Below are 23,374 nucleotides of genomic sequence, written 5' to 3'. Positions count from 1 at the left end.
GCCGGTGGGCTCTGCCCGCTCCGTGCCCTATGGTGGATCTTGAGTGCGGGACCAGAAGACCACGACCGGAAGGCGGAATCCGGATATGCCAGACGCTCCACAGAACCGGCCCGCCCCGATGGATCTGCAGACCCACCGGCCGCACTCGGCGCGCGTCTACGACTACATCATGGGCGGCAAGGACAACTTCGCCGCCGACCGGGACACCGCGTCCAAGGTGCTGACCAACTGGCCGGGGCTGCGTACCTCGATGCTCGCCAACCGCGCCTGCATGCACCGGATGGCCCGTTACCTGGCCGACGCGGGCGTCCAGCAGTTCGTCGACATCGGCACCGGCATCCCGTCCTCCCCGAACCTGCACGAGGTCGTCCAGGAGAGCGCGCCCGAGGCGCGGATCGTCTATGTCGACAACGACCTCATCGTGCTGACCCACGCGAGAGCCCTGCTGGCGGGTACTCCCGAGGGCCGCATCGCCTACATCCAGGCCGACATGCGCTCCCCCGAGGCGCTCCTCGGCGACCCCACCCTGCACGAGGTGATCGACCTCACCCGCCCGGTGGCCCTGACGGTGATCGCCATGCTCCAGTTCGTGGAGGACGCCCAGGGCCTGGTGGAGGCCCTGATCGCCCCGCTTCCCGCCGGCAGCTACCTGGCCGTCACCATCCCCACCGCCGACCTGGCTCCGGAGTCCGAGCAACTGGCCCGCGAGTACACCAGCAGCGGCATCCCCATGTACCTGCGCACCCGCGCCGAGGTGGAACGCCTGTTCACCGGCCTCGACCTCCTGGACCCGGGCGTCGTCCCGATGCCTCGCTGGCGCCCGGCCCCGGGTGACCGGCCTCTCCCGGACACCGCCACCAACATGTACGCCGCGGTGGGCCGCAAGCCATAGCTACACCGCGTCGTCGACGACCGCGACGGCGTCGACTTCGAGCAGGTACTCCGGCCTGGACAGCGCGGCGACCCCCACCAGCGTGTCCGCCGGCTTGTGGTCGCCGAACAGCGCGACCCTGCCCTCCTCGATCTGCGCGAGGTGCTCACGCCGGTACCCGGCGACGAAGATCGTCAGCTTCGTCACCTGGTCGGGGCGGGCGCCCGCGGCGGCGAGCGCGTGCCCGATGTTGGCGAACACCTGGCGCGCCTGGGCCGTCATGTCCCCGGGCCCGACGAGATCGCCCGCCCCGTCCTCGGCCACCTGACCGGCTATGAAGACCATCCGCGTGCCGGTGGCGACGACGACGTGGCTGTAGGTCTCCGGCGGGTCCAGTTCGCCGGGATTGATGGACTCCAATGCCATGGGGGCACCCTCTCCATAGGAAGCGCCGGCGGGGTCACGGGCGGCGGCCGGCGTAGTGGTGGATGATCAGGGCCGCGATGAAGCCGATGCAGACGATTCCGGCGATCAGGCCCGCGACCTGGGCTGGACCGCCGATGGAGCCGCCGATGGTGTTGATGGCCGCGAACACGAGGAAGCCGATCCACAGGAGCACACGGCGGCGCGGGTCGTTCATGCCGGCCAGTCTAGAAAGCTCCGTCCGGCCCGGAGAATGCCGCAGCCTGCCGGGCCGGTGGTAGTGCAGGGGGGAAGGGACGTCACAGGGCCTCCACCCCCGGCAGAACCGTGGCGCGGAAGGCGGCGTCGAGCTCGGCGGGTGTGGCGGTGATCTCCTCGTCCACCCACCTGCGCAACAACGTCATGAACGCCCCCGCCACACAGCTCACCACCAGCTCGGACACCTCCCCCGTCCTGGCCTCCAGCTCCGCGCGGATCATCCGGCCCAGCATCTTCTCGCCCCGCGCCACCACCACCCCGCCGCCGCGCCTGCCGAGCAGCGCCTTCACCAGCCGCCGCTGCTCGTGCACGTGCTCGAACATCGGCAGGCTGAAGGCGAACAACGGCCCGTCAGCGCCCGGCTCGGCACGCAGGAAGGTCAGCGCCTCCAGATTGCTGAACAGCACGTCCTGCTTGTCGGTGAAGTGCGCGTAGAACGTGGAGCGGCCCACGTCGGCCCGGTCGATGATGTCGGTGACCGTCACCGCGTCGTACCCCTTCTCCAGCGTCAGTTCCACCAGCGCCCCCTGGATGGCCTGCCGCGTGCGCCGTACCCTCCGGTCCAAAGTCCCTCCTTGTGTTCAGTACGGCACAGCCGGGCAGAACTGTTTGTTGCCCCGGCAACACCGACAGACAGACTATTCATTACAGAACACTCTGTTCGACATCGGAGGCGATGATGGGCTTGGGTAAGCTTCTGCACCGGCACGAAGAGCACGCCGACCACGGCGGCACGATCGACCGTCCGCGGGCCTACGGCATCGGCGCCACCCTAGGATTCCTGGGCCGGCGCCGCGAGGTCTTCACCCGCCTGGCCACCAGGTCCGGGGTGCGGACCGGCGACCGGGTCCTCGACGTGGGCTGCGGCACCGGCTACCTGACCAGGATCGTCGCCCCGATCGCGGCCGAGGTCACCGGCGTGGACCCCTCGCCGCCCATGGTGGAACACGCCCGCTCGCGCGCCCCGCGCAACTGCGCCTACCTGGTGGGCGAGGCGCAGGCGCTGGCCCTGCCTGACGACTCGTTCGACGTGGTCATGTCCACGCTCGCCGTCCACCACATCCCGGCCGATCTGCGCGGCGCCGCCGTACGGGAGATGTTCCGGGTGCTGCGTCCCGGCGGACGGCTGCTCATCGCCGAGTTCCGGCCGCCGACCGGACGGCTGGCCGGGCGGCTCACGCAACTGCTCACCGGGCCCGCCATGCGCCACAGTCCGCGCGACCTCCTCGGCGACCTGATCCCCGGCGCGGGCTTCCAGGTCGAGGGGGAAGGCGAACTCAGCCCGATGATCTACTACGTCACCGCGGCGCGCCCCAAATAGGGTCAGGGCCCGGCAGCTGGGCGATCCGCCGCCCGCCGACCCCGCACCCGCACCTTTCTCGATCGCGCCGACAGGGCCACGTTCACGAGCGGGGGTTCTCCAGGCGGGCCACGGCCTCGACCATTTGGGGGAAGGTGTCGATGAACGCGTCGACGCGATGGGCGGCGAAGTCGGCGCGCCGCCTGACGCCGCTTTGCATGCAGGCGATGAAGCGCAGGCCGGCGCCGTTGGCGGCGTGGGCGTCGCCGGGTGAGTCGCCGACGTACAGGCAGTGGTGGGGGTCGAGCCCGGTGGCGGCGAGGAGTTCGTCGAAGGCGCGGGCGTCGGGTTTGCCGTAGCGCATGTTGCCCGCGTGGTAGACGGCGGCGAGGCGGCCCGTCAGCGCGTGGTCCGGGGCCAGCAGGTGCTCCACCTCGGCTTCCGTGCGTGAGGTCAGGAGCATGAGGCTGCGGCCCGCGGCGGCGAGCGCGTCGAGGGCCTGGAGGTTCTCCTGTGCCACGACGTCCAGCCGCCCGGCCGCCACATACCGCCGGAGCACGGCCGGGTACGCGGCGGCGAAGGCCTCGACGTCGATGCCGGGCGAGCGCAGCGGCATCGCCTCCAGCAGCGGCTGCCCCCACGTGGACAGGTGCACGTCCCGGGACATCGGCTCACGGCCGATACACGCCAGGACCTCGTTCTCGAGCTCGAAGCACGCCGCCTCGGTGAGGCAGAGCGTGTCGTCCACATCGATCACCACGGCGCGGATCATCCCGTAAGGATACGGAAGCCGGGCAACAGCCTTACGCCTCGCGGACCTGGGCGTCATCGGGCAGGCGGCCGGGGTCGTTCGCCGCGACCGACATCGACGACATCGTCATCCTGGCCCTGTTCTTCGCCCAGAGCAGCGGGCGGAAGGCCGCGGCGCGCATCGTGGCCGGGCGGTACCTGGGCTTTCTCGGGATCCTGGTCGTGGCGGGGGCGGCCGCGTTCGCCACCCGGCCGCTGATCGCCAGGACCCTCAGCCGGTGGGGGTACATCGTGCCGCCGATCGTCCTGATCGGCATCGGCCTGCTGATCCTCGTCGAGGCGGCGCCTTTTGATCCAGATATTGACGACCTGGCGGGCAGGGGTTAACGTCGCATGTAATTAAAAGGAAACTTTCCTAAGAGTTTCTGAGCCTCTCTTCATCCCACCCCCCAAGCACCGGATGTCGGAGCAGTATGAAGCATCGCAAAACACTCGCAGTCCTGGCGGCCTTACTCTTGCCACTCGGCGCAGCGGTGGTCGCCCCGCCCATGGCCTTCAGTGCCAGCAGCACCCAGGTCGCCTTCGCCGACTGGGCCCCGTGGACCGCGTACACCGCGGGCACCCGGGTCACCTACAACGGCGTCGAGTACGAATGCCGCCAGAGCCACACCTCCCAGCCCGGCTGGGAGCCGCCCAACGTCGCGGCCCTGTGGAAGACCACCGGCGGCGGTGGCACCGACACGCAGGCGCCCACCGTGCCGGGCAACGCCCGTTCGACCGGCGTCACCGCCAGCAGCGTCTCCCTCGCCTGGAACGCCTCGACCGACAACGTCGGCGTCACCGGCTACGAGATCTACCGGGGCGGCACCCTGGTCACCACCGTGACCGGAACCACCCACACCGACAGCGGACTCACCGCCAGCACCAGCTACACCTACACCATCCGCGCCCGCGACGCCGCGGGCAACCGCTCGGCCAACAGCGCCACGGTCACGGCCACCACCTCGGGCGGCGGCGGCGACACGCAGGCACCGACGGTGCCGGGCAACGCCCGCTCGACCGGCGTCACCGCCAGCAGCGTCTCCCTCGCCTGGAACGCCTCGACCGACAACGTCGGCGTCACCGGCTACGAGATCTACCGGGGCGGCACCCTGGTCACCACCGTGACCGGAACCACCCACACCGACAGCGGACTCACCGCCAGCACCAGCTACACCTACACCATCCGCGCCCGCGACGCGGCGGGCAACCGCTCGGCCGACAGCGCGCCGGTCACCGCGACCACCTCGGGCGGCGGCGGCGACACGCAGGCACCCACCGTGCCGGGCAACCTCCGCTCCACCGGCGTCACCTCCAACAGCGTCTCCCTCGCCTGGAACGCCTCCACGGACAACGTCGGCGTCACCGGCTACGAGATCTACCGGGGCGGCACCCTGGTCACCACCGTGACCGGAACCACCCACACCGACACCGGGCTCAGCTCGAACACCGCCTACACCTACACCGTCCGGGCCCGCGACGCGGCGGGCAACCGCTCGGCCGACAGCAACTCGGCCTCCGCCACCACCTCGGACGGCCCCGGCGGCGGCGGTAACAAGGTGCTCGGCTACTTCGTCCAGTGGGGCGTCTACCAGCGCGGCTACCACGTCAAGAACATCGACACCAGCGGCTCGGCCGCCAAGATGACCCACATCAACTACGCGTTCGCCAACACCACGGGCGGCCGCTGCACCATCGGCGACTCCTTCGCCGACTACGAGAAGTCCTACTCGGCGGCCGAGAGCGTCGACGGCGTCGCCGACACCTGGGACCAGCCGCTGCGCGGTAACTTCAACCAGCTGCGCAAGCTGAAGAAGAAGTACCCGAACCTCAAGATCCTCTTCTCCATCGGCGGCTGGACCTGGTCCGGCGGCTTCACCCAGGCCGCGGCCAACCCCACCGCCTTCGCCGAGTCCTGCTACCAGATGGTCGAGGACCCCCGCTGGGCCGACGTCTTCGACGGCATCGACATCGACTGGGAGTACCCCAACGCCTGCGGCCTGACCTGTGACACCAGCGGCTTCGCCTCCTTCAAGAACGTCATGCAGGCCGTACGCGCCCGCTTCGGCCAGAACAACCTGGTCACCGCGGCCATCACCGCCGACGGCACCAACGGCGGCAAGATCGACGCGGCCGACTACGGCGGCGCCGCGCAGTACGTCGACTGGTACAACGTCATGACCTACGACTTCTTCGGCGCCTGGGCCGCGCAGGGCCCGACCGCCCCGCACTCGCCTCTCACCTCCTACACCGGCATCCCGATCGCGGGCTTCTACTCCGACAACGCCATCCAGAAGCTCAAGAGCAAGAACATCCCGGCGAGCAAGCTGCTCCTCGGCATCGGCTTCTACGGCCGAGGCTGGACCGGCGTCACCCAGGCCACACCTGGCGGAACCGCCACCGGCCCGGCGCCAGGCACCTACGAGCCGGGCAACGAGGACTACAAGGTCCTCAAGACCCGCTGTCCCTCCACCGGCACCGTCGCGGGCACGGCCTACGCCTTCTGCGGCAACCAGTGGTGGAGCTACGACACGCCGGCCACCATCGGCGGCAAGATGACCTACTCGAAGAACCAGGGCCTCGGTGGCGCGTTCTTCTGGGAGCTCAGCGGCGACACCAGCAACGGTGAACTGATCACCGCGCTCAAGAACGGTCTCGGCTGACCGTCTGACCGTTGAGGGCCGGTCCCGAAAGGGGCCGGCCCTCTCGTCCTGTCCAGGGTGCTCAGCCGCCCAGCCGGTAGACGTGGTCAGGGGTGACGACGCCGGTGACCGCCCGGCCGAGGACCGTGCTGGGTTCCTGGCCCTCGTAGGAGATGTCGGTGTTGAGCAGCATGACCAGCGTCGCCTGGTAGGCGGGCAGGTAGAGGGTCAAGGCCTGGTAGCCGGGCAGCGAGCCGTTGTGCCCGATCCAGCCCTCCACGTTGAAGATGCCGAGCCCGTAGCCGGTGCCGGAGATCTGCGTCGTTCCCGTCTTGAGGCGCTCGGCCTGCGTACGCGGAGTCAGCAGCGTGCCGGTGGCCAGGATCCTCGCCCACTTCCGCTGGTCCTCCAGGTCCGAGATCATGGCGCCCGCCGCCCAGCCCCAGGAGGGGTTCCAGCCGGTGGCGTCCTCGACCGCGCCCGACGCGGTCTGGTTGGTGTAGCCGTGGGGGTGCGGGCTCGGAAAGGCGGCGCCGGTCGGGAAGAGCGTCCGGTTCAGCCCCTCGGGCTTCAGGATGTTGGCGCTGACGAACTCGTGCAGCGGCCGCCCGCCGAGCTTCTCCACGACCAGCCCCAGCAGGATGAGGTTGGTGTTGCAGTAGGAGAACTCGGCGCCCGGCTCGAACAGCACGGGATGCTTGAAGGAGTAGGCCAGGAGCTCCTGCGGCGTGAAGGAGCGGGTGGGGTCGCCGGTGAGCGCCTTGAAGAACCCCTCGTCCTCGCTGTAGTTGAACAGCCCGCTGCGCATGCCGGCGAGCTGGCGCAGCGTGATGCGCTCGCCGTTCGGGACGCCCTCGACGTAGGTGGCGATCGGGTCGTCCAGGCCGGCCTTGCCCCGGTCGACGAGCTGGAGCAGCGCGGTCACGGTGAACGTCTTGGTGACGCTGCCGATCCGCGAGTACACGCCGGGCGTCATCGCGGCGCCGGTCGCCTTGTCGGCGACGCCGAAGGCCCGCACGTACGAGCCCTTGCCGGGCGCCGACAGGCCGACGACCACGCCGGGCACGCCCGCTTCACGCATGGTCTTCTGGACGACGGAGTCCAGGCGGGCGGCCACCGCCGGGGTCAGCTCGGGAAACTCCCGCGCGGCGACCGTGGCCCCGGCAGGCGTGTGCAGGGCCAGCAGCCCGGTCAGGGCCACCAGCACGCGCATTCGTGAGCACCTCATGGATGAGCCTCCCCCCGAACCCTCCTACCAGCGTAGACGTCCGCCGATCCGGAACTGTGACGACCTCGCCACTAGCCGCGACCACGGCTTCCGCGGGAAAAGAGGGAGTTCATATCAGCGCCAACCGGGACGGAGCGCAATGAAGCGTTTCAAGAAGAACCAGGATCCGACCGCGGGCGACACCGACACGACGCCGGTGGAAGGACCGATTCCCCTGGTGGCCCAGTCCCACTCGGACCTGCCCAAGGGCGCCACCGTCTACCTGCGACCGGCCATCCTGCCGCACACGGGCGGCGACATCATCCGGCGCGTGGTCATCAGTCCCCGTCCCCGCACCCCCTCCCCCTTCGGCGGGCGCATGGGCGACCACACCATCGCCTGGCAGGTGCACCTCGACGCGCTCAAGGCGGTCCTGCACAACCTGACCCTGACCGAGGCCATCAACAAGGTCCAGGCCCTGCACGACGAGGCGACCGCCTGGATGTCCAATCTCGACTCCACCCAGATGAAGCTCTTCCTGTGGCTGGAGGACCACGAGGAGCGCGCGCCCAGGCTGGAGGACGCCGCCCATCGCACGGTGACCGGCCTGGATCTGGCCCGCAGGGCGCTGATCGACGGCCCGCGGAAGAAGAAGGACGGCTCGATGGAGACCCAGGACGAGGTGCGCGCCCGCGCCGCCGACACCCTGGGCGTGGCCGTCGCCCACCATCTGGCCTACGTGAACTACCTCCCGTACGCCACCGTCTTCAACCCCTCGGCCCGCGGCTCGATCGGGTCGGGTGAGGGCCGCTACCGGAACATGCTCATCGCCCACGAGCGCCACTCCCTGTTCATGGACCGCCTGAGAGTCCAGCGCGAGGAGGAGGCGAAGCTGGCCGCCGAGCAGATGGAGACGGAACAACCCGGGCAGCCCGCGCAGCCCAAGGCGCAGCCGCCGAAGGACCCGGACCCGCCCTACACCGCCGACCAGGTCAAGGAGGCGCTGTGGCGGATGTTCTCCTACGACGCCGCCCTGCGCGAGTCGGGGATCATCTTCCTGCTCGACCCCGAGGCGGCCAAGGTCCCGCGCGCCAGCTACAAGGAGCTCGCGATCCTGGCCGAGAACCTGGAGAAGCTGGTCAGCGGCATCGGCTCGATCGCCATGACCCCCACCGACGTCGAGACCATGGCCGAGACGATCGCGCAGAGGTACGCCAGGCCCACCGACGACCAGGAGCTCTTCCACGCCGCCAAGGCCATCAAGACCGCGGCCCGCAGCGTCGTCGGCCTGTCTCCGGGCACCGGCAAGCAACGGCTGCGCGAGCTGCGCGACGGCGAGGGCCGGCACGTCGGCGCCTCCCTCAGCCGAGCCCTGCTCTCGGTCCAGGCCATCGAGGCCCTGGCCAAGGACGCCGCCGCCCGGGTCGAGGCGATCATTCCGACGCTGGTCCACGAACATCAGAGCCTGGTCGCCACCGCGTACCCGCGCAGTGTCACCTACTCGGGCTTCTTCGGCGCCTCCGCCGCCGAGGCGGCCAAGGCCAAGCTCACCGCCGAGCTGCGCCGCCTGTTCCCCGGGGCCGACCTCGGCCAGGAGGCGGTCACGAAACTGCTGACCCGGATCGCCGCGGCCTGGACCACGATGTCCGCCCTGCCGGACGCCACCGGCTCCAACGCCTGGGTGGACGACGCGGCCAACGACCCGCTCGTGGTGACCTTCACCGCCGGTCAGCCGCTGGTCGTCAACGGCCGCGCGCCCGCGCCTCCCGGGGTCACCGGGATGGGCTGCCACACGACCGCCTGGGTGGTCCAGTGCGGCGCCCTGTCACGCCGGCTCGTCACGGCTACGAACGAGGACCGCGCCATGGCGACGGTACGCCAGCTCGTCACCGACGACCTCACGTCGGAGGTCATGAAGCTGGACCGGCTGCTGCCGATCATCCAGTTGGAGGGCGGCCAGCTCGACGAGCTGTTCGACGCGGCACTGGAGGCGCTGACCGCGGCCACGGCCGGTGAGGCCGCCACCGCCTACCTGAACTTCCGCAACCTGCTCCCCTTCGCCACCGTGGACACCGGCGACCGGGGCGGCCACGGCGAGAAGAGCGACGCCGGGCGGAAGGAGACCTACGACGCGAAGGCGCTGGCGGACACGATGGCGCTGGTGGAGGAGGACCTGGCCAGACTGCGCGGCCAGTCCTACGGCGCTCGCCTGTCCACGATCGCCGCCGGCCTGCGCAAGAGCCTGAAGGAGGACGAGACCCACTGGGGCAGCCCGACGCCCCTGCGCGAAGCCGTCGCGGCCTCCGCCGCCCGCCTCAACGCGCTGGCCAGGGAGCTGCGCCGCGGCAGCGTGCCGGACGCGACCAAGGTCATCAGCACCGCCCGCTGGGACGAGCACGACCGGCTGTACACGCTGGCCCACTCCTAGCGCCCCTCGCGGCCGCCGGCGTCGTGAAGACGCCGGCGGCCCGCACCGCCGTCACGCCATGATGTGCGCCCGGTCAGCCGGTACGGCATGCCGCAACGCCTCCCCGCCGGCCAGGCGGCGCAGCTCGTCCACGACCAGTTCCCCCATGCGCGCCCGCTCACCGCCCAGAGCCCCCGCCACGTGCGCGGTCAGGACGACGTTGGGCAGGGTGAACAGCGGCGAGTCCGGCGGCGGCGGTTCCGGCCAGGTGACGTCGAGTACCGCTGTGAGGTCGGTCCTGCGGCGCAGGACGTCCACGAGGGAGTGCTCGTCCACCAGCGCGCCGCGGGCGGTGTTGATCAGGGTGCCGCCGGGCTCCAGGAGGTCGAGAAGCTCGCCGTCGACCACGCCTTCCGTCTCGGGCAGCAGCGGCGCGTGCAGGCTGACGACCGGGCAGGTGGCGAAGAGCTCGGGCAGTTCCACCAGGCGCACGTCCAGCCCGGCGGGGTCGGCCACGGGGTCGCAGGCCAGCACGTCCACGTCGAAGTGCCGCAGGTGGGCGGCGACGAGGCGGCCGATCGCGCCGAGGCCGAACAGGCCGACGCGGGAGCGGTACCCGCCGGCGACGGGCGGGTCGTGCGGGTAGCGGCGGGTGGCCCGGATCTCGCGGGCGATCCGGTGGGCCTGCTTCAGCGCCAGCAGGATCTGGGCCAGCGCGAACTCCGCCACCGGGATCGCGTTGGCGGAGGCGGCGGAGACGATCGGGATCTCGCGGGCCCAGAACTCCGGCGTGGTCAGCGGCCGTACCGAGCCGGCGGCGACCAGCACCGCGCGCAGCTTGGGCGCCCGGCTCAGCAGCGCCGCGTCGAGCCGGGGCGGGCCCCATCCGGTCAGCAGGATCTCCACGTCCGCCAGCACGTCCGGGTCCTGGGCCAGCTGCTCCCGGGTACGCGGTGGCGCGCCCCATCTGACCAGTTCGTCCAGGTCGCGCAGGACCTCGGGCGGGTAGACGTCGCCGCGCCGCCGTTCCTCCATGACGAGCAGGGCGGTGGGCCGGGGATCAAGCTCGGACATGAACACTCCAGAGTCATCAAGAGTCATCGGGTCAGTGGCAGCACGCGGCTTGTTTACGCATCGATTTCGGCCGGGAGTCATCGGACCATTGACCGTGCCAATGGGGCAACGCTAGCTTCTCGGAAAGCGTTATCCAAGAGACTGGGAGCCGTTCACATATGCGGACACATGCCAAATACAGGGTGGGTTGTCTCCTCGCCGCCGCGCTGGTGCTGACCGGGTGCGGCTCCGGTCCGGCGGGAGGCAACGTCGAGCAGGACGCCTCGGCGCCCCTGGAGCTCTGGACCAGGACGACGCCCGGCGGACCGGGCGAGCAGGGCACGATCAAGCTGGCCGCGGCGTTCGAGAAGGCCACGGGCCACAAGGTCAAGGTGACGGCCATCTTCGACGACTTCGAGACGAAGATGCAGCAGCGTGCCGCCCAGAAGGACCTGCCGGACATCGTCATGAACGACGTCGCCCAACTGGGAACGATGCAGAGCCAGGGCCTGCTGCGCGAGATCGACCTGTCCAAGGTCGCCAGCGCCAAGGACGTCAGCGAGCGGGCCCTGGCCGCGGGCAAGGCCGTGGACGGCAAGCAGTACGGCCTGCCGTACTCGGCGCAGGCCACCGCGCTGCTCATCCGCAAGGACTGGCGCGAGAAGCTGGGCCTGAAGCCGCCGCAGAGCTGGGCGGACCTGGCGGCGATGGCCAAGGCGTTCACCGAGAAGGACCCCGACGGCAACGGCGAGGCCGACACCTACGGGCTGGCCGCGCCGCTGTCGACCAAGCGCGGGTACGCGTCCTGGTACTTCTCGAACTTCCTCTGGGCCGCGGGCGGCGACTTCGTGGCCGACGCGGGCGGCGGCAAGTACAAGCCGGCCATGTCCACCGCCGAATCCGTCGCCGCGATGCAGTGGTTCCGCGACCTGGGCTGCAAGGACAAGGTGATCCAGCCGGGCGCGGTCACCATGGACACGCCGCCGACGAACGAGACGTTCGAGGCGGGCAAGGCCGGTCTCTACGTGGTCGGCCCCTACCTGCTGCCCCGTTTCGACAAGGCACTGGGCAAGGACAAGTACGAGGTCATGGCGATGCCCAAGGGCGCCAAGAGCGCCGAGGTGCTGGCCGAGGGCGGCGCGGTCTACCTGATGGCCGGCTCGCCCAACCAGGCGGCGCAGGACGCCTTCGCCGCCTTCGCCATCTCGGCCGAAGGCCAGAAGATCGGCATGGAGGGCGAAGCGGCGTACATCGTGCAGTTGCCCGTCAACACCACCGTCGACATCGCCCAGGTGCGGCCCGACCCGCGCTGGAAGACCTTCGCCGAGGCCTACCAGACCTCCGGCAGGTACGCGCCGTCGCTGCCGAACTGGACCCCGGTGCGCCAGGCGTCGGCCGAGACCGTCAACGCGCTCGTGGCGGACTGCTCCCTCGACCTCAAGGCCGAACTCGGCAAGCTCGACACCAAGCTCGCCGCCATCCTCACCGAACAGGGCATCGCCGCCTCATGAGCGTCGAGCAACTGAGTCCCGTCGCCGCGCGAGCGACGACCGGCGCCCCCGCTCCCCGTTCCAAGAACGGGGGGCGGGACGGCCGCTGGTGGATCCCGTGGCTGTTCCTGGCCCCGGCGATCATCCTGTTCGCGCTCTTCAAGTTCATCCCGATGGGCAACGCGCTGGTCATGTCCTTCCAGGACGTCCAGCCGTTCCTCGGCAACAGGTGGGTCGGGACCAGTAACTACGCCACGATGCTCGCCTCCGAGGGCTTCCACAGCGCGGCCTGGCACACGATCGTGCTGGCCGTGGGGCAGACGGCCGGCTCGATGGCGCTCGGGTTCGCGCTGGCGCTGCTGATGGAGGGGCAGAGCCGCAAGCTCGGCTTCATCAGGTCCGCCGCGTTCCTGCCGGTCGTGGTGCCGATGGCGGTGGTCGCCGAGCTCTGGCGGATCATGTACCACCCGACGGCCGACGGCATGATCAACTCGATCATCGGGCTGGTCGGGCTCGGGCCTTCCGGGTTCATCAACGACCCGGACGCCTCGATGGCCTCGGTGATCATGACCGGGATCTGGCGGGGCGCGCCGTACGACATGATGATCTTCATGGCGGGGCTGGCCGGCGTCAACCGGGACCTCTACGAGGCCGCCACCGTCGACGGCGCCTCCAGGTGGCGCCGGATCCTGCACGTCACGCTGCCCGGCCTGCGCTCGGTCTTCACGATCCTGTTCGTGCTGGCCGCCATCCGCGGGCTGCGGGTCTTCACCGAGGTGTTCCTGCTGACGAACGGCGGGCCGAACGGCTCCACCGAGGTGGTCATGACCCTGATCTACAAGCTCGGCCTGGAGCAGAACCGGCTGGGCGTCGGCGCGGCGGGGGCGGTCCTGCTGTTCGTCGCGACACTCGTGCTGACGGTCTTCGTCTACCTGCTCAGAAGGAAGGAGAACCGATGAGCGAGACGGCTCTCGGTCTCAAGGAGAACGCGACCCCCGCGGGCCGCGCGACGAAGCTGGTGATCTACTCGCTGGTGCTGGTCGTGTTCGCGGGGCCGCTGCTGGCCCTGCTGGTCAGCGCCTTCAACCACGTCTCCGACCCGACCCAGCTGAGCCTGGTGCCGACCAGCCCGACGCTGGACAACTTCACGGTCGCCGTCGACCAGGGCGTGCTGAAATATCTGCTCAACTCCTTCCTCGTCGTGGGCTTCGGGCTGCTGCTCCAGGTCACGGTCTCGGTGCTGGCCTCGTACGCGCTGGCGCGCAAGCGGTTCCGGTTCATGTCGCTGGTGTTCGTGGCCATTCTCGCGACGCTCATGCTGCCCGAGGAGATCCTGGCCATCCCGCTGTCGATCATCCTGGCCGACGTGCCGGTGATCCACGTGAACCTCATCGGGACGCTGGCCGGCATGATCGTGCCGCTCGGCGCCTGGGCGTTCTCCATCCTGGTGATGACCGAGTTCATGAAGGACGTGCCGCGCGAGCTGGAGGAGGCGGCGCGGATCGACGGGGCGGGCGAGCTGCGGATCTTCGCGCAGATCATCCTGCCGATGTGCAAGCCCGCGCTCGGGGTCATCGGCGTGTTCGGGTTCACCATGATCTGGGACCAGTACCTGCTGCCGCTGCTGGTGGCGCAGGACTCCTCGTCCTACACGCTGCCGCTGGCGCTGCGGACGCTGCGCATCGACCCGATCGTGACGCCGGGCGTGGTCATGGCGGCCTCGCTGCTGGCCCTGCTGCCCTCGGTGATCGTGTTCCTGTTCTTCCAGCGTTCGTTCGTCCACGGCCTGTCTTCCGGCGCCCTCAAGGGATGATTTTTCATGACGTGGTTCACCCATGACAGATTCGGGATGTTCATCCACTGGGGCCTGTACGCCCTGCCGGCCCGGCACGAGTGGGTCAAGACCCGGGAGAAGATGACCGACGAGCAGTACCAGGTCTACTTCGACCACTTCTCCCCCGACCGCTACGACCCGGCCGGCTGGGCGCGCGCGGCCAAGACCGCCGGGATGCGTTACGTGGTGCTGACGACCAAGCACCACGACGGGTTCTGCCTGTGGGACAGCGATCTGACCGACTACAAGGCGACCCGCACGCCGTACGGGAAGGACCTGGTGGGGCCCTTCGCCGAGGCCTGCAGGGCCGAGGGGCTGAAGGTCGGCTTCTACCACTCGCTGATCGACTGGCACCACCCGTCCTTCCCCGTCGACGGCACCCACCCCCGCCGTGACGAGGTGGACGGTGAGGGCGGTGGCGACATCGCCGAGTACCGGCGCTACCTGCACGGGCAGGTCCGCGAGCTGCTCACCCGCTACGGGACGATCGACTACCTGTTCTTCGACTTCTCCTACGCCGGCAGGAAGGAGTGGTGGGGCGGCAAGGGCGCCGAGGACTGGGGCTCGGCCGAACTGCTGGAGATGGTCCGCGAGCTGCAGCCCGGCATCCTGGTCAACGACCGCACCGGCCTGCCGGGCGACTTCGTCACGCCCGAGCAGTACCAGCCCTCCGGCCCGGTGGCCGAGGTGTGGGAGGCCTGCCAGACGCTCAACGGCAGCTGGGGCTACGACCGCGACAACCTCGACTACAAGAGCCCGGACCTGCTCATCCGCATGCTGGTCGACGGCGTCGCCAAGGGCGGCAACCTGCTGCTCAACGTGGGCCCGACGGGCCGGGGCGAGATCGACCCCAGGGCGCTGGCCGTCCTGGCCGAGATCGGCGGCTGGATGGACCGGAACGAGCGCTCGATCCGCGGCTGCGGGCCCGCCTCGTTCACGCCGCCCGCCGACTGCCGCTACACCCAGAACGGCGACCGCCTCTACCTGCACCTGTTCAGCTGGCCGCTGCGCCATGTGCACCTGCCGGGGCTGGCGGGCAAGGTCCGCTACGCACAACTGCTCGACGACGCCTCGGAGATCAGGATGGTCGTCACCAAGCCCGGCGAGGTCGCGCAGAACACCAAGATGGGCGGGCAGCCGGAGGGCACCTTGACCCTTCAGCTGCCCGTTCAGCGTCCCCCGGTCGCCGTCCCGGTGATCGAACTCTTCCTTGCCTGACCGCTCACTCGCGCCAGGCCGGCCCGGTATCCGCCGTGCTCGCGCTCCGCGGGGCTCGCGGGGCGGCCTTCCCCGCGAGGGGCACGACCGTGATGCCGTCGGCGGTGTTGGGCGCGTTCACGTCGAGCGTGCCGCCGACGACGAGGTTGCCGTGGAAGGTGTTGGGCTCGAAGGTGAACTTCTGCAACGGCGGCGCGGTGTCCTGCTTGCTGGTCTGCACCGAGACGCCGCCCGCCGGGCGATAGGCGAGGTTGCCGGTGAAGGTGTTGCGTGTGGGCAGGAGGACCATCTGGTAGCCGGGCCAGTGGTTCTTGTAGAACCAGCCGAGGTGCATGTCGCTCTTGGCGTTGTCGACGAACATGTTGCCGGTGAACCGGCTGTCGGTCACCTGGCCGTAGTGGAAGAGGTAGCCGTAGGGAGCGAGCGGGTTCTTCTGCGGCACGAAGCCGGGCGTCAGATAGTCGAGCTGGTTGTTCTCGTCGAACATGTGCTCGCCGCTGGTGACCTTGAGCCCGTAGCCGGAGACTCCGGCCACGTAGTTGCCGCGCACGGTGTGGTGGTCGCCGCTGACCCGGATGCCCTCGCTGGCCGGGTACCGGTCGCCCAGGATGACGTTGTTCTCGACCGTGTTGTAGTTGCCGTAGCGCAGGACGAGGCCGCCGCTCGACTGCTTGATCGTGTTGTGGCGCACGGTGTTGTGGTTGGACTTCAGCGAGATGATCTCGTCGTCGCCGTCGACGTGCTCGAAGAGGTTGTTCTCGATGGTGAAGTACGCCCCCTCCGTCGTCCCGAGATCGCCCCACTGCCCGTAACCCCAGATGCGCAGCGCCTCCATGCCGTTGCGCCCGATGTTGGGGACGTTGGCGAAGCGGCTGTGATCGACCTTGTTGTACGTGGCCCGCGGCCCCCGGTCGTTGCCCACCACGGGCTCCTGGTGGTTCTTGCCCTCCAGCAGGACGTGGTCGAGCCGGTTGGCGCCGCCGCGGAAGTAGACCCAGTAGTAGGGGGTCTGCGGTTCGGCCGGGTTGAAGTTCACCACGGCCGTGTCGGTGACCCGGCCCCGGTCGCTGTTGAACGTGATGACCGACCCCTTGCCGTCGGGCACGGTGCCGCCGGTGAAGGTCAGGCCGCTGACCACGAGGTCGGGGCTGTTCAGCGAGATCCCCGACCGGCCGGTGAGCACGACCTTGCCGGGCGTCTGCGCCCGCAGCGTCACCGGCCTGCCGGGCGCGGCGGCGGCGCTGAGGTCGAGGAAGGCGTTCTCCCATGTGCCGTCGGCCATGACGATCGTGTCGCCGGGGCCCGCGTCCGCCAGGGCCTTGGTGAGCTCGGCCGGATTCGCCACGAGCACCTCGGACGCGGACGCCGCCACGGCCGGGCTCTGGGCCAGGCCTAAGGCGAGGACGGCCGCGGCGAGCAGGCGCGGAGCAGTGATCACGAAACCTCCTACCAATCAAGGGATGAATCCCTTCAGAAGAGCGAATGGACCGCTCAATGCTCGTATTCATCGGAGCATTGAGAGAACCGTAACCTCCGGGCAAGCGTTTTCCAAGAGCCAGACGCACGATGACTTGCGCGACGTTTGCACGCGCTGACGCGCTGTCAGCCATCCCGTCATGGCCCGCGGCCACGTCCCGAACCGACAGTGAGTGCCATGAGCCCATCTGGCATGACCGCGGACCTTCTGCGGCAGGAGATCGACCTCAACGCGCTCGTCGACGCGCTCGGCGAGCGCGCCCCTCAGCTACGGTCGGCCATCGAGACCCGCGTGTCCGCCGCGATCAACGCGCGCACGACCTCGGAGCTGCTCACGCTGACCGTCACCGAAGGCGGCCACACCCGGACGGTGAGCCCCTCCCCCACCCCCGACTACGCCAAGTCGCTCTTCCACTACGTCAAGGGCACCGGCGGCGCGACGATCTCCTGCCGGATCGAGGACGTCGTCGAAGCCGCCGTCGTCGCGGCCACCACGGAGTTCTACCAGTCAGAGGAGACGATGTCGGATCTGGCGGAGGTCCTCGGCCGCCAGCTCGTGGAGAACGCCGCCGTCCACCGCATCCTGGAGGAGGAGTTCCGCGACCTCGCCGCGCACGTGCAACGGGAGGTGAAGGACTCCATCACGCTCTCGACGCACACCACCGTCGGCGAGCAGGCGGCCGACATGGCCCTCGCGAGCGCCACGCACGCCATGCACACCACGCTCGGCGCCACCGTCGCCGCCCTGCTGGCCAAGGCGCTCGCGCTGCCCATGGTGAAGGTCGCGGTGGCCAAGGCCGTGGGCGCGGTGCTGGCCAGCGCGGCGTTCCAGAAGGTGCTGATCATCCTGCTCAAGAAGATCGGGGTCGCGCTGGTCCTGAAGATGCTGCTGGTCAAGCTGTTCGGCGCGGGCGCCGGCGCGCTCGTCGGCTTCATCGTCATCCCGCTGATCGTCGCCTTCCTGGTGTACGAATGGAACACCTTCCCCCAGAAGATCGCGGCCAAGATGTCGGGGCAGGTGGCGGAGAAGCTCGTCGGCCAGAGCGCCGACCTCAACCGGCAGGTCGCCGCCTCCTTCGTGGCCGCCGCCCTCGACGAGGTGCTCGGCAAGCTGCACGACGACCTGCTCTCCCCGGCGAACTGACCTCCCGCGCATGCCAGGACGAAACGGCGGCCCTGTCCGCTGATGCGGGGGGCCATCGGTGTACGGGCTTGAATCTGCGAAGGGGTAACGTAGGCGTTCGTGACGACGTTTCGTATCAGTGAAGCCGCCGCGCTGCTCGGGGTCAGCGCGGACACGATCCGCCGCTGGGTGGACGCGGGCCGCCTCGGCGCCGAGCGCGACGAGCACGGCCACCGGCAGGTCGACGGCGCCGAGCTGGCCGCGTTCGCCCGCGCCCAGGTCGAGGAGGTCGAGGGTGGGCGTTCCTCGGCGCGCAACCGCTTCCGGGGCATCGTGACCGAGGTGATCCGCGACGCGGTGATGGCCCAGGTGGAGATCGCCGCGGGGCCGTTCCGTGTGGTGTCGCTGATGAGCCGGCAGGCCGCCGACGAGCTCGGCCTGGAGGTGGGGGTGGTGGCGGTCGCCGTGATCAAGTCCACCAACGTCGTCGTCGAGATCCCCGGTCACGAGCGCGTGGCCGGCGCGGCGTGAGGAGCCCCTCGATGTTCAGGCGTCTTTCCCCCTGGGTCATCGCGCTGGCCGTGCTGTCCGGGTGCGGTTCCGGAACGGGCGCCTCGGTCCCCCCCACGGGCGGGGCCAAGGAGCTGACGGTGTTCGCGGCGGCCTCGCTGACCGGAACGTTCACCGAGCTCGGCAAGACCTTCGAGGCCGCGCATCCGGGCACCACGGTGAAGTTCAACTTCGGCTCCAGCGCCACGCTGGCCCAGCAGATCGTCCAGGGCGCTCCGGCCGACGTGTTCGCCGCCGCGAGCCCGGCCACGATGAAGACCGTCACCGACGCCTCCCTGGCCGCCGCGCCCGCCACGTTCGTCCGCAACAAGCTGCAGATCGCGGTCCCGGCCGGCAACCCGGCCAAGGTGGACGAACTGAAGGACCTGGCCGACCCCAAGGTCAAGGTCGCGCTGTGCGCCGAGCAGGTGCCGTGCGGGGCCGCCGCGGTCAAGGCGCTGGGCGCGGCCGGTCTCAAGGTCACGCCGGTCACGCTGGAGCAGGACGTCAAGGCCACCCTGACCAAGGTCGAACTCGGCGAGGTGGACGCCGCACTGGTCTACACGACCGACGTGATCGCCTCGGCGGGCAAGGTGACCGGCATCGGCTTCCCCGAGGCCGACAAGGCGATCAACGACTACCCGATCGCCACCCTGACCAAGGCGCCCGCCGGTGACCTGGCCAAGCGGTTCACCGACCTGGTGCTGTCACAGCAGGGCAAGGACGTGCTGACCAAGGCCGGCTTCGAGGCTCCCTGATCCCGATGAGCTCTTCCACGCGCGAGCGGGCCGGGCGGCTGCCATGGATGCTGGTGGTGCCCGCCGTCGCCGGCCTGGTGTTCCTGGTGCTGCCGCTGGCCGGGCTGCTGATCCGCGCGCCCTGGTCCACGCTGGGCCGGCGGCTGGCCGAACCGCACGTGCTGGAGGCGTTGCGGCTGTCGGTGGTGTGCGCTTCCCTGGCCACGCTCATCTGCCTGGTGCTCGGCGTGCCGCTGGCCTGGCTGCTGGCCCGGGTGAGCTTTCCCGGGCGGCGGCTGGCGCGGGCGCTGGTGACCGTGCCGCTGGTGCTGCCGCCGGTGGTCGGCGGCGTCGCGCTGCTGCTCGTGCTGGGGCGGCGGGGGCTCGTCGGGCAGTGGCTGGAGTCGGCGTTCGGGATCACGCTGCCGTTCACCACGGCGGGGGTGGTCATCGCGGAGGCGTTCGTGGCGATGCCGTTCCTGGTGATCAGTGTGGAGGGCGCGCTGCGCGGCGCCGACCAGCGCTTCGAGGAGGCGGCGGCCACGCTCGGCGCCTCCCGGTGGATCGTGTTCCGGCGGGTCACGCTGCCGATGATCATGCCGGGGGTGGTGGCGGGGGCGGTGTTGTGCTGGGCGCGGGCGCTGGGTGAGTTCGGGGCGACGATCACGTTCGCCGGGAACTTCCCCGGCACCACCCGCACGATGCCGCTGGCGGTCTACCTGGCGCTGGAGACCGAGCCGGAGGCGGCGATCGTGCTCAGCCTGGTGCTGCTCGCGGTCTCGGTGATCATCCTGGCCAGCCTGCGCGACCGATGGGTGAACAGCCCATGAGCGCGCGTGACGCGACGGGCGAGGGGCGGGAAGAACCGGTGGGGTTGCGTGCCCGGCTGCGAGTGGACCGGGCCGCGTTCACGCTCGACATCGCGTTCGACGTGGCGCCCGGCGAGGTGGTGGCGCTGCTCGGGCCCAACGGCGCGGGCAAGACCACCGCGCTGCGCGCCCTGGCCGGGCTCACCCGCATGTCCGGCGGCCGGATCATCCTGCGCGGCCGGGACCTGGACGCCCTGCCCGCCGAGAGCCGCCCGATCGGCATGGTCTTCCAGGACTACCTGCTCTTCCCGCACCTGTCCGCGCTGGAGAACGTCGCGTTCGGGCCACGCTGCCGCGGGGTCGCCAAGGCCGAGGCGCGCCGTACCGCCGCCGCCCTGCTGGAGCGGGTCGGGCTGGGCGGCAAGGCCGCCGCCAAGCCGCGGCAGTTGTCCGGCGGGCAGGCGCAGCGGGTCGCGCTGGCCCGGGCGCTGGCCGTCCGGCCCGAGCTGCTGCTGCTGGACGAGCCGCTGGCCGCGCTCGACGCCCACACCCGGCTGGAGGTCCGCTCGCAGCTGCGCCGCCACCTCGACGACTTCGACGGCGCCACCGTCCTGGTCACCCACGACCCGCTCGACGCCATGGTGCTGGCCGACCGGCTGATCGTGATCGAGGACGGGGCCATCGTGCAGCAGGGCGCGCCCGCCGAGGTCGCCCGCCGCCCCCGGACCGACTACGTGGCCCGCCTGGTCGGGCTCAACCTGTACCGCGGCGTGGCCGCCGAGTCCGGGGTCAAGGTGGGCGGGCTGCTGCTGCACGCCAGCGAGCACTTCGACGGGCCGGTGTTCGTGGCCTTCCCGCCCGCCGCCGTGGCCCTGTACCGCTCCCGGCCGGACGGCAGCCCGCGCAACCTGTGGCAGGCCCGCATCGACGGCATCGAACGGCACGGCGACAACGTCCGCGTCCACCTCGGCGGTCCCGTCTCCGCGTTCGCCGACATCACCCCCGCGGCGGTGGCCGAACTCGACCTGTCACCCGGCCAGCGGATCTGGGCTTCGGTCAAGGCCACCGAGACTCACGCGTACCCGGCCTGACCGGCCCACCCGCCGCAGGCCCGCGGCGGGCGATGGGATAGGAAGAAAGTGGAACGGGGTGATGTGTCGTGATCGTTGTCGGCGTGGATGGTTCGCGGGCAGGGCTTGAGGCCGTCGGCTGGGCGGCCAGGGAGGCGGCGCTGCGCGGGCGGACCCTGCTGGTCGTGCACGCGATGCCCGCCTGGGCGCACGCCGCCGTTCCCGGCGAGCGGTACGCCGGGGTGGCGGAGTGGATGCGGGACGGCGCCGCGACCGTGCTGGCCGCCGCCGTCGAGCAGGCCGGGCAGGAGGCGCCCGGCCTGGACGTCGAGCGGCGGGCCGTACCGGGTGACGCCCGCGCGGCGCTGCTGGAGCTGTCCGCCGGCGCCGAACTGCTCGTGATGGGCAGCCACGGGATGGGCGGCTTCCGCGGGCTGCTGCTCGGATCGGTGGCGGCGGGGGTGACCGGGCACGCGGCGTGTGACGTGGTCATCGTCAGGGAACCGCCCGCCACGGTGCCGCGCGGGGAGGTGGTCGTGGGAGTGGACGGTTCCGAGGCCGGTCGGCGCGTGCTCGCGTACGCCTTCGGGCACGCCGACCGGCACGGTCTCGCGCTGCGGGCGGTGCACGCCTGGAACCGGCTGGACCTCGACGGCGTCCTGGCGTCGGCCTCGGCGGAGGAGGACGAGCTGCGGCTGCTGAAGGAGGCGGTCGCGGGCTATCGCGACCGCCATCCCGACGTGCGGGTCGTGTGGGAGGTGGTGCACGACCATCCGGCGCAGGCGCTCAGGAACGCCTCCGAGGGCGCCGACCTGCTCGTCGTGGGGACGCATGGGCAGAGCGCGCTCACCGGGCTGATCCTGGGGTCGGTGAGCCAGGCGATGCTGCACTACGCCACGTGCCCGCTCGCGGTGGTCCGCAACGCGCCGGCGGCGCGTTAGGCGCACTCGGCCAGGCCCAGGGTGAGCGTGCCGTTGAGGTCCTCCAGGTTCCATCCGCCGGTGCTGTAGGCCTGGTTGGTGATCCAGAAGACCATCACGCGCCTGCCGGTGAAGCGGGCGTACTCGCCGAAGGACCAGCCGTTGCCGCCGTCGTGCTCGGCGACCCGGCCGAGGCGGGTGCGGGGGACGATGCCCCAGCCGTAGCCGTAGTAGTGGCGTTCGCGCCGGTCGGTGAGCACGCGCGGGGTGAACATCTCGGCCTTGGCCCGGCGCGACAGGACGGTGTCGCCCTCCAGGGCGCGGTGCCAGCGGTACAGGTCGGCGGCGGTGGAGAGCATGCCGCCGTTGCCGCGCAGGTACCAGTGCGGGCCGTCCTTGGCCCAGGGATGGTCGGTGGGACGGCCCCGCCGCTTGCCGCGCCGGTCGTACTCGACGGCCAGGTCGGCGGGTGACCAGCGCGGCAGCACGTACCCGGTGCGGGTCATTCCCGCGGGCGCGAACAGGTACGCGGCCAGGAACCTCTCGTAGCTGAGACCGGAGGCGCGCTCGACGACGGCGGCCAGCAGGCTGTAGCCGAGGTTGGAGTAGCGGAACCCGGCTCCGGGGGCCTGGCGCAGTGGCGCGGCCAGGGCGCGCCGGATCATGGTGTCGCGCGAGACGGGGACGTAGTCGTCGCCGCCGTCGCCCAGGCCGGAGGTGTGCGTGAGCAGGTGGCGCAGGGTGATCGCGCGCTTGCCGGCGGGGACGCGGCCGAGATGGGCGCTGATCCGGTCGGTGGTGCGGAGCCTGCCCATCATCTGCAGCTTCATGATGGCCGCGGCGGTGAACTGCTTGGTGATCGACATGATGTCGTAGACGGTCTCGCAGCCGGCGGGCGTGCCGCGTTCGCGGTCGGCCAGGCCGAAACCGGCGCAGTGCACGAGCCGGCCGTCGCGCACGACGGCGACGGTGCCGCCGGGACCGTCCGGCAGCGTCCGGTCGAGGAAGGACACGATCCCCTTGTCGACGGGAGCCGGCGCCAGCAGCGTGCCGGCGAGGGCGGCGTGGATCCACACGGAAGTCATGTCCTCGACGCTGGCCCGCCGGCCGGCCCGGAGGTGGCGGGATCGCTGTTCCGGGTTGTGCGGGTCTGTGCGAGTCGGCTGTACTGCCGGGTTATGAGCGACACGACTGATCC

24 protein-coding genes are annotated in these 23,374 nt (G+C 70.6%); 15 read left to right on the top strand and 9 right to left on the bottom strand.

All coding sequences use genetic code 11. From position 1 onward, the window contains the following. The first annotated feature begins 85 nt into the window (after positions 1-85). Positions 86-892, top strand: coding sequence for an SAM-dependent methyltransferase (locus ACIBI5_RS20845; protein ID WP_397249026.1), 807 nt, complete (start codon positions 86-88; stop codon positions 890-892). Here the strand turns inward: ACIBI5_RS20845 and ACIBI5_RS20840 are convergent, their stop codons facing one another. The 3 genes from ACIBI5_RS20840 to ACIBI5_RS20830 all read right to left on the bottom strand — a co-directional run bounded on the left by ACIBI5_RS20840 (position 893) and on the right by ACIBI5_RS20830 (position 2,118). Further along, positions 893-1,297 (bottom strand): RidA family protein, encoded by a 405-nt coding sequence (locus ACIBI5_RS20840; protein ID WP_397249024.1) that lies wholly within the window; start codon positions 1,295-1,297, stop codon positions 893-895. A 34-nt stretch (positions 1,298-1,331) separates the two neighbouring features. Then, positions 1,332-1,511, bottom strand: a complete 180-nt coding sequence (locus ACIBI5_RS20835; protein WP_397249022.1) for a hypothetical protein — start codon at positions 1,509-1,511, stop codon at positions 1,332-1,334. A gap of 82 nt (positions 1,512-1,593) precedes the next feature. Then, complete coding sequence (locus ACIBI5_RS20830) at positions 1,594-2,118, bottom strand: TetR/AcrR family transcriptional regulator (RefSeq protein WP_397249020.1); 525 nt, start codon at positions 2,116-2,118, stop codon at positions 1,594-1,596. A 119-nt stretch (positions 2,119-2,237) separates the two neighbouring features. On the opposite strand from ACIBI5_RS20830, the gene ACIBI5_RS20825 reads away from it, so the two are divergent. After that, entirely contained in the window at positions 2,238-2,873 is a 636-nt protein-coding gene (locus ACIBI5_RS20825) for a class I SAM-dependent methyltransferase (protein WP_397249018.1), read from the top strand. Positions 2,874-2,955: 82 nt separating this feature from the next. Here ACIBI5_RS20825 and ACIBI5_RS20820 read toward each other — a convergent pair whose 3' ends face one another. Continuing rightward, the gene (locus tag ACIBI5_RS20820; RefSeq protein WP_397249016.1) at positions 2,956-3,624 is read right to left on the bottom strand and encodes an HAD family hydrolase; all 669 of its coding nucleotides are present in this window, start codon (positions 3,622-3,624) and stop codon (positions 2,956-2,958) included. 31 nt (positions 3,625-3,655) lie between these two features. Next, positions 3,656-3,784: a hypothetical protein gene (locus ACIBI5_RS20815; RefSeq protein WP_397249014.1), complete on the bottom strand. Its 129-nt coding sequence runs from the start codon at positions 3,782-3,784 to the stop codon at positions 3,656-3,658. Between the two features lies 1 nt (position 3,785). Between ACIBI5_RS20815 and ACIBI5_RS20810 the strand changes: the two genes are divergently transcribed. After that, positions 3,786-3,989: a hypothetical protein gene (locus tag ACIBI5_RS20810; protein ID WP_397249012.1), complete on the top strand. Its 204-nt coding sequence runs from the start codon at positions 3,786-3,788 to the stop codon at positions 3,987-3,989. Positions 3,990-4,150: 161 nt separating this feature from the next. Further along, a complete protein-coding gene (locus ACIBI5_RS20805; RefSeq protein ID WP_397249010.1) occupies positions 4,151-6,304 on the top strand; it encodes a glycosyl hydrolase family 18 protein in 2,154 nt (717 codons plus the stop codon). A 61-nt stretch (positions 6,305-6,365) separates the two neighbouring features. On the opposite strand, the gene ACIBI5_RS20800 is transcribed toward ACIBI5_RS20805, so the two are convergent. Then, positions 6,366-7,496, bottom strand: a complete 1,131-nt coding sequence (locus tag ACIBI5_RS20800) for a serine hydrolase domain-containing protein (protein WP_397249008.1) — start codon at positions 7,494-7,496, stop codon at positions 6,366-6,368. A gap of 154 nt (positions 7,497-7,650) precedes the next feature. Here ACIBI5_RS20800 and ACIBI5_RS20795 point away from each other — a divergent pair, with 154 nt between their 5' ends. After that, positions 7,651-9,918, top strand: coding sequence for a hypothetical protein (locus ACIBI5_RS20795; protein ID WP_397249006.1), 2,268 nt, complete (start codon positions 7,651-7,653; stop codon positions 9,916-9,918). Between the two features lie 51 nt (positions 9,919-9,969). Here ACIBI5_RS20795 and ACIBI5_RS20790 read toward each other — a convergent pair whose 3' ends face one another. After that, complete coding sequence (locus ACIBI5_RS20790; protein ID WP_397249004.1) at positions 9,970-10,971, bottom strand: hydroxyacid dehydrogenase; 1,002 nt, start codon at positions 10,969-10,971, stop codon at positions 9,970-9,972. A 182-nt stretch (positions 10,972-11,153) separates the two neighbouring features. Here ACIBI5_RS20790 and ACIBI5_RS20785 point away from each other — a divergent pair, with 182 nt between their 5' ends. Genes ACIBI5_RS20785 through ACIBI5_RS20770 form a run of 4 tightly spaced genes read left to right on the top strand, consistent with a single transcriptional unit; the run spans position 11,154 to position 15,492 of the window. Then, on the top strand, positions 11,154-12,461 hold the full coding sequence (locus ACIBI5_RS20785; protein WP_397249002.1) for an extracellular solute-binding protein: 1,308 nt from the start codon (positions 11,154-11,156) through the stop codon (positions 12,459-12,461). Continuing rightward, positions 12,458-13,399: a carbohydrate ABC transporter permease gene (locus ACIBI5_RS20780; protein WP_397249000.1), complete on the top strand. Its 942-nt coding sequence runs from the start codon at positions 12,458-12,460 to the stop codon at positions 13,397-13,399. Before ACIBI5_RS20785 ends, ACIBI5_RS20780 begins: the two co-directional genes overlap by 4 nt. Continuing rightward, positions 13,396-14,253, top strand: a complete 858-nt coding sequence (locus ACIBI5_RS20775) for a carbohydrate ABC transporter permease (RefSeq protein WP_184973813.1) — start codon at positions 13,396-13,398, stop codon at positions 14,251-14,253. The genes ACIBI5_RS20780 and ACIBI5_RS20775 overlap by 4 nt, the downstream gene beginning before the upstream one ends. A gap of 6 nt (positions 14,254-14,259) precedes the next feature. After that, on the top strand, positions 14,260-15,492 hold the full coding sequence (locus tag ACIBI5_RS20770; RefSeq protein WP_397248998.1) for an alpha-L-fucosidase: 1,233 nt from the start codon (positions 14,260-14,262) through the stop codon (positions 15,490-15,492). A 4-nt stretch (positions 15,493-15,496) separates the two neighbouring features. Here the strand turns inward: ACIBI5_RS20770 and ACIBI5_RS20765 are convergent, their stop codons facing one another. Then, positions 15,497-16,930 (bottom strand): polysaccharide lyase 6 family protein, encoded by a 1,434-nt coding sequence (locus tag ACIBI5_RS20765; RefSeq protein WP_397248996.1) that lies wholly within the window; start codon positions 16,928-16,930, stop codon positions 15,497-15,499. A gap of 231 nt (positions 16,931-17,161) precedes the next feature. Here ACIBI5_RS20765 and ACIBI5_RS20760 point away from each other — a divergent pair, with 231 nt between their 5' ends. The 6 genes from ACIBI5_RS20760 to ACIBI5_RS20735 all read left to right on the top strand — a co-directional run bounded on the left by ACIBI5_RS20760 (position 17,162) and on the right by ACIBI5_RS20735 (position 22,197). Then, positions 17,162-18,112 carry a hypothetical protein gene (locus tag ACIBI5_RS20760; protein WP_397248994.1) on the top strand — a complete coding sequence of 317 codons (951 nt, stop codon included), beginning with the start codon at positions 17,162-17,164 and terminating at the stop codon, positions 18,110-18,112. A 99-nt stretch (positions 18,113-18,211) separates the two neighbouring features. Next, on the top strand, positions 18,212-18,622 hold the full coding sequence (locus ACIBI5_RS20755) for a molybdopterin-binding protein (protein WP_379619482.1): 411 nt from the start codon (positions 18,212-18,214) through the stop codon (positions 18,620-18,622). An 11-nt stretch (positions 18,623-18,633) separates the two neighbouring features. Further along, complete coding sequence (gene modA, locus ACIBI5_RS20750) at positions 18,634-19,398, top strand: molybdate ABC transporter substrate-binding protein (RefSeq protein ID WP_397248992.1); 765 nt, start codon at positions 18,634-18,636, stop codon at positions 19,396-19,398. A gap of 5 nt (positions 19,399-19,403) precedes the next feature. After that, positions 19,404-20,207: an ABC transporter permease gene (locus ACIBI5_RS20745; RefSeq protein WP_397248990.1), complete on the top strand. Its 804-nt coding sequence runs from the start codon at positions 19,404-19,406 to the stop codon at positions 20,205-20,207. After that, positions 20,204-21,277, top strand: coding sequence for an ABC transporter ATP-binding protein (locus ACIBI5_RS20740; RefSeq protein WP_397248988.1), 1,074 nt, complete (start codon positions 20,204-20,206; stop codon positions 21,275-21,277). Before ACIBI5_RS20745 ends, ACIBI5_RS20740 begins: the two co-directional genes overlap by 4 nt. Before the next feature lie 68 nt (positions 21,278-21,345). Next, on the top strand, positions 21,346-22,197 hold the full coding sequence (locus ACIBI5_RS20735) for a universal stress protein (RefSeq protein WP_397248986.1): 852 nt from the start codon (positions 21,346-21,348) through the stop codon (positions 22,195-22,197). Here ACIBI5_RS20735 and ACIBI5_RS20730 read toward each other — a convergent pair. Further along, positions 22,194-23,261, bottom strand: a complete 1,068-nt coding sequence (locus ACIBI5_RS20730; RefSeq protein WP_397248984.1) for a serine hydrolase domain-containing protein — start codon at positions 23,259-23,261, stop codon at positions 22,194-22,196. The genes ACIBI5_RS20735 and ACIBI5_RS20730 overlap by 4 nt on opposite strands. Positions 23,262-23,374: the final 113 nt, after the last annotated feature.

Source organism: Nonomuraea sp. NPDC050540 (genome assembly GCF_044457485.1).
Taxonomy (GTDB): Bacteria; Actinomycetota; Actinomycetes; order Streptosporangiales; family Streptosporangiaceae; genus Nonomuraea.
Note: the sequence above shows the minus strand (reverse complement) of the source record. Positions and strands in the feature narration are given on the sequence as shown.

What these genes read in the sequence shown, in the direction of transcription:
- ACIBI5_RS20840 (WP_397249024.1), bottom strand. Translation starts at nt 1,297, where the DNA reads ATGGCATTGGAGTCCATCAATCCCGGCGAACTGGACCCGCCGGAGACC.
- ACIBI5_RS20780 (WP_397249000.1), top strand. Translation starts at nt 12,458, where the DNA reads ATGAGCGTCGAGCAACTGAGTCCCGTCGCCGCGCGAGCGACGACCGGC.
- ACIBI5_RS20835 (WP_397249022.1), bottom strand. Translation starts at nt 1,511, where the DNA reads ATGAACGACCCGCGCCGCCGTGTGCTCCTGTGGATCGGCTTCCTCGTG.
- ACIBI5_RS20815 (WP_397249014.1), bottom strand. Translation starts at nt 3,784, where the DNA reads ATGCGCGCCGCGGCCTTCCGCCCGCTGCTCTGGGCGAAGAACAGGGCC.
- ACIBI5_RS20795 (WP_397249006.1), top strand. Translation starts at nt 7,651, where the DNA reads ATGAAGCGTTTCAAGAAGAACCAGGATCCGACCGCGGGCGACACCGAC.
- ACIBI5_RS20820 (WP_397249016.1), bottom strand. Translation starts at nt 3,624, where the DNA reads ATGATCCGCGCCGTGGTGATCGATGTGGACGACACGCTCTGCCTCACC.
- ACIBI5_RS20745 (WP_397248990.1), top strand. Translation starts at nt 19,404, where the DNA reads ATGAGCTCTTCCACGCGCGAGCGGGCCGGGCGGCTGCCATGGATGCTG.
- ACIBI5_RS20800 (WP_397249008.1), bottom strand. Translation starts at nt 7,496, where the DNA reads ATGCGCGTGCTGGTGGCCCTGACCGGGCTGCTGGCCCTGCACACGCCT.
- ACIBI5_RS20845 (WP_397249026.1), top strand. Translation starts at nt 86, where the DNA reads ATGCCAGACGCTCCACAGAACCGGCCCGCCCCGATGGATCTGCAGACC.
- ACIBI5_RS20805 (WP_397249010.1), top strand. Translation starts at nt 4,151, where the DNA reads ATGGCCTTCAGTGCCAGCAGCACCCAGGTCGCCTTCGCCGACTGGGCC.
- ACIBI5_RS20760 (WP_397248994.1), top strand. Translation starts at nt 17,162, where the DNA reads ATGACCGCGGACCTTCTGCGGCAGGAGATCGACCTCAACGCGCTCGTC.
- modA (WP_397248992.1), top strand. Translation starts at nt 18,634, where the DNA reads ATGTTCAGGCGTCTTTCCCCCTGGGTCATCGCGCTGGCCGTGCTGTCC.
- ACIBI5_RS20770 (WP_397248998.1), top strand. Translation starts at nt 14,260, where the DNA reads ATGACGTGGTTCACCCATGACAGATTCGGGATGTTCATCCACTGGGGC.
- ACIBI5_RS20775 (WP_184973813.1), top strand. Translation starts at nt 13,396, where the DNA reads ATGAGCGAGACGGCTCTCGGTCTCAAGGAGAACGCGACCCCCGCGGGC.
- ACIBI5_RS20790 (WP_397249004.1), bottom strand. Translation starts at nt 10,971, where the DNA reads ATGTCCGAGCTTGATCCCCGGCCCACCGCCCTGCTCGTCATGGAGGAA.
- ACIBI5_RS20730 (WP_397248984.1), bottom strand. Translation starts at nt 23,261, where the DNA reads ATGACTTCCGTGTGGATCCACGCCGCCCTCGCCGGCACGCTGCTGGCG.
- ACIBI5_RS20740 (WP_397248988.1), top strand. Translation starts at nt 20,204, where the DNA reads ATGAGCGCGCGTGACGCGACGGGCGAGGGGCGGGAAGAACCGGTGGGG.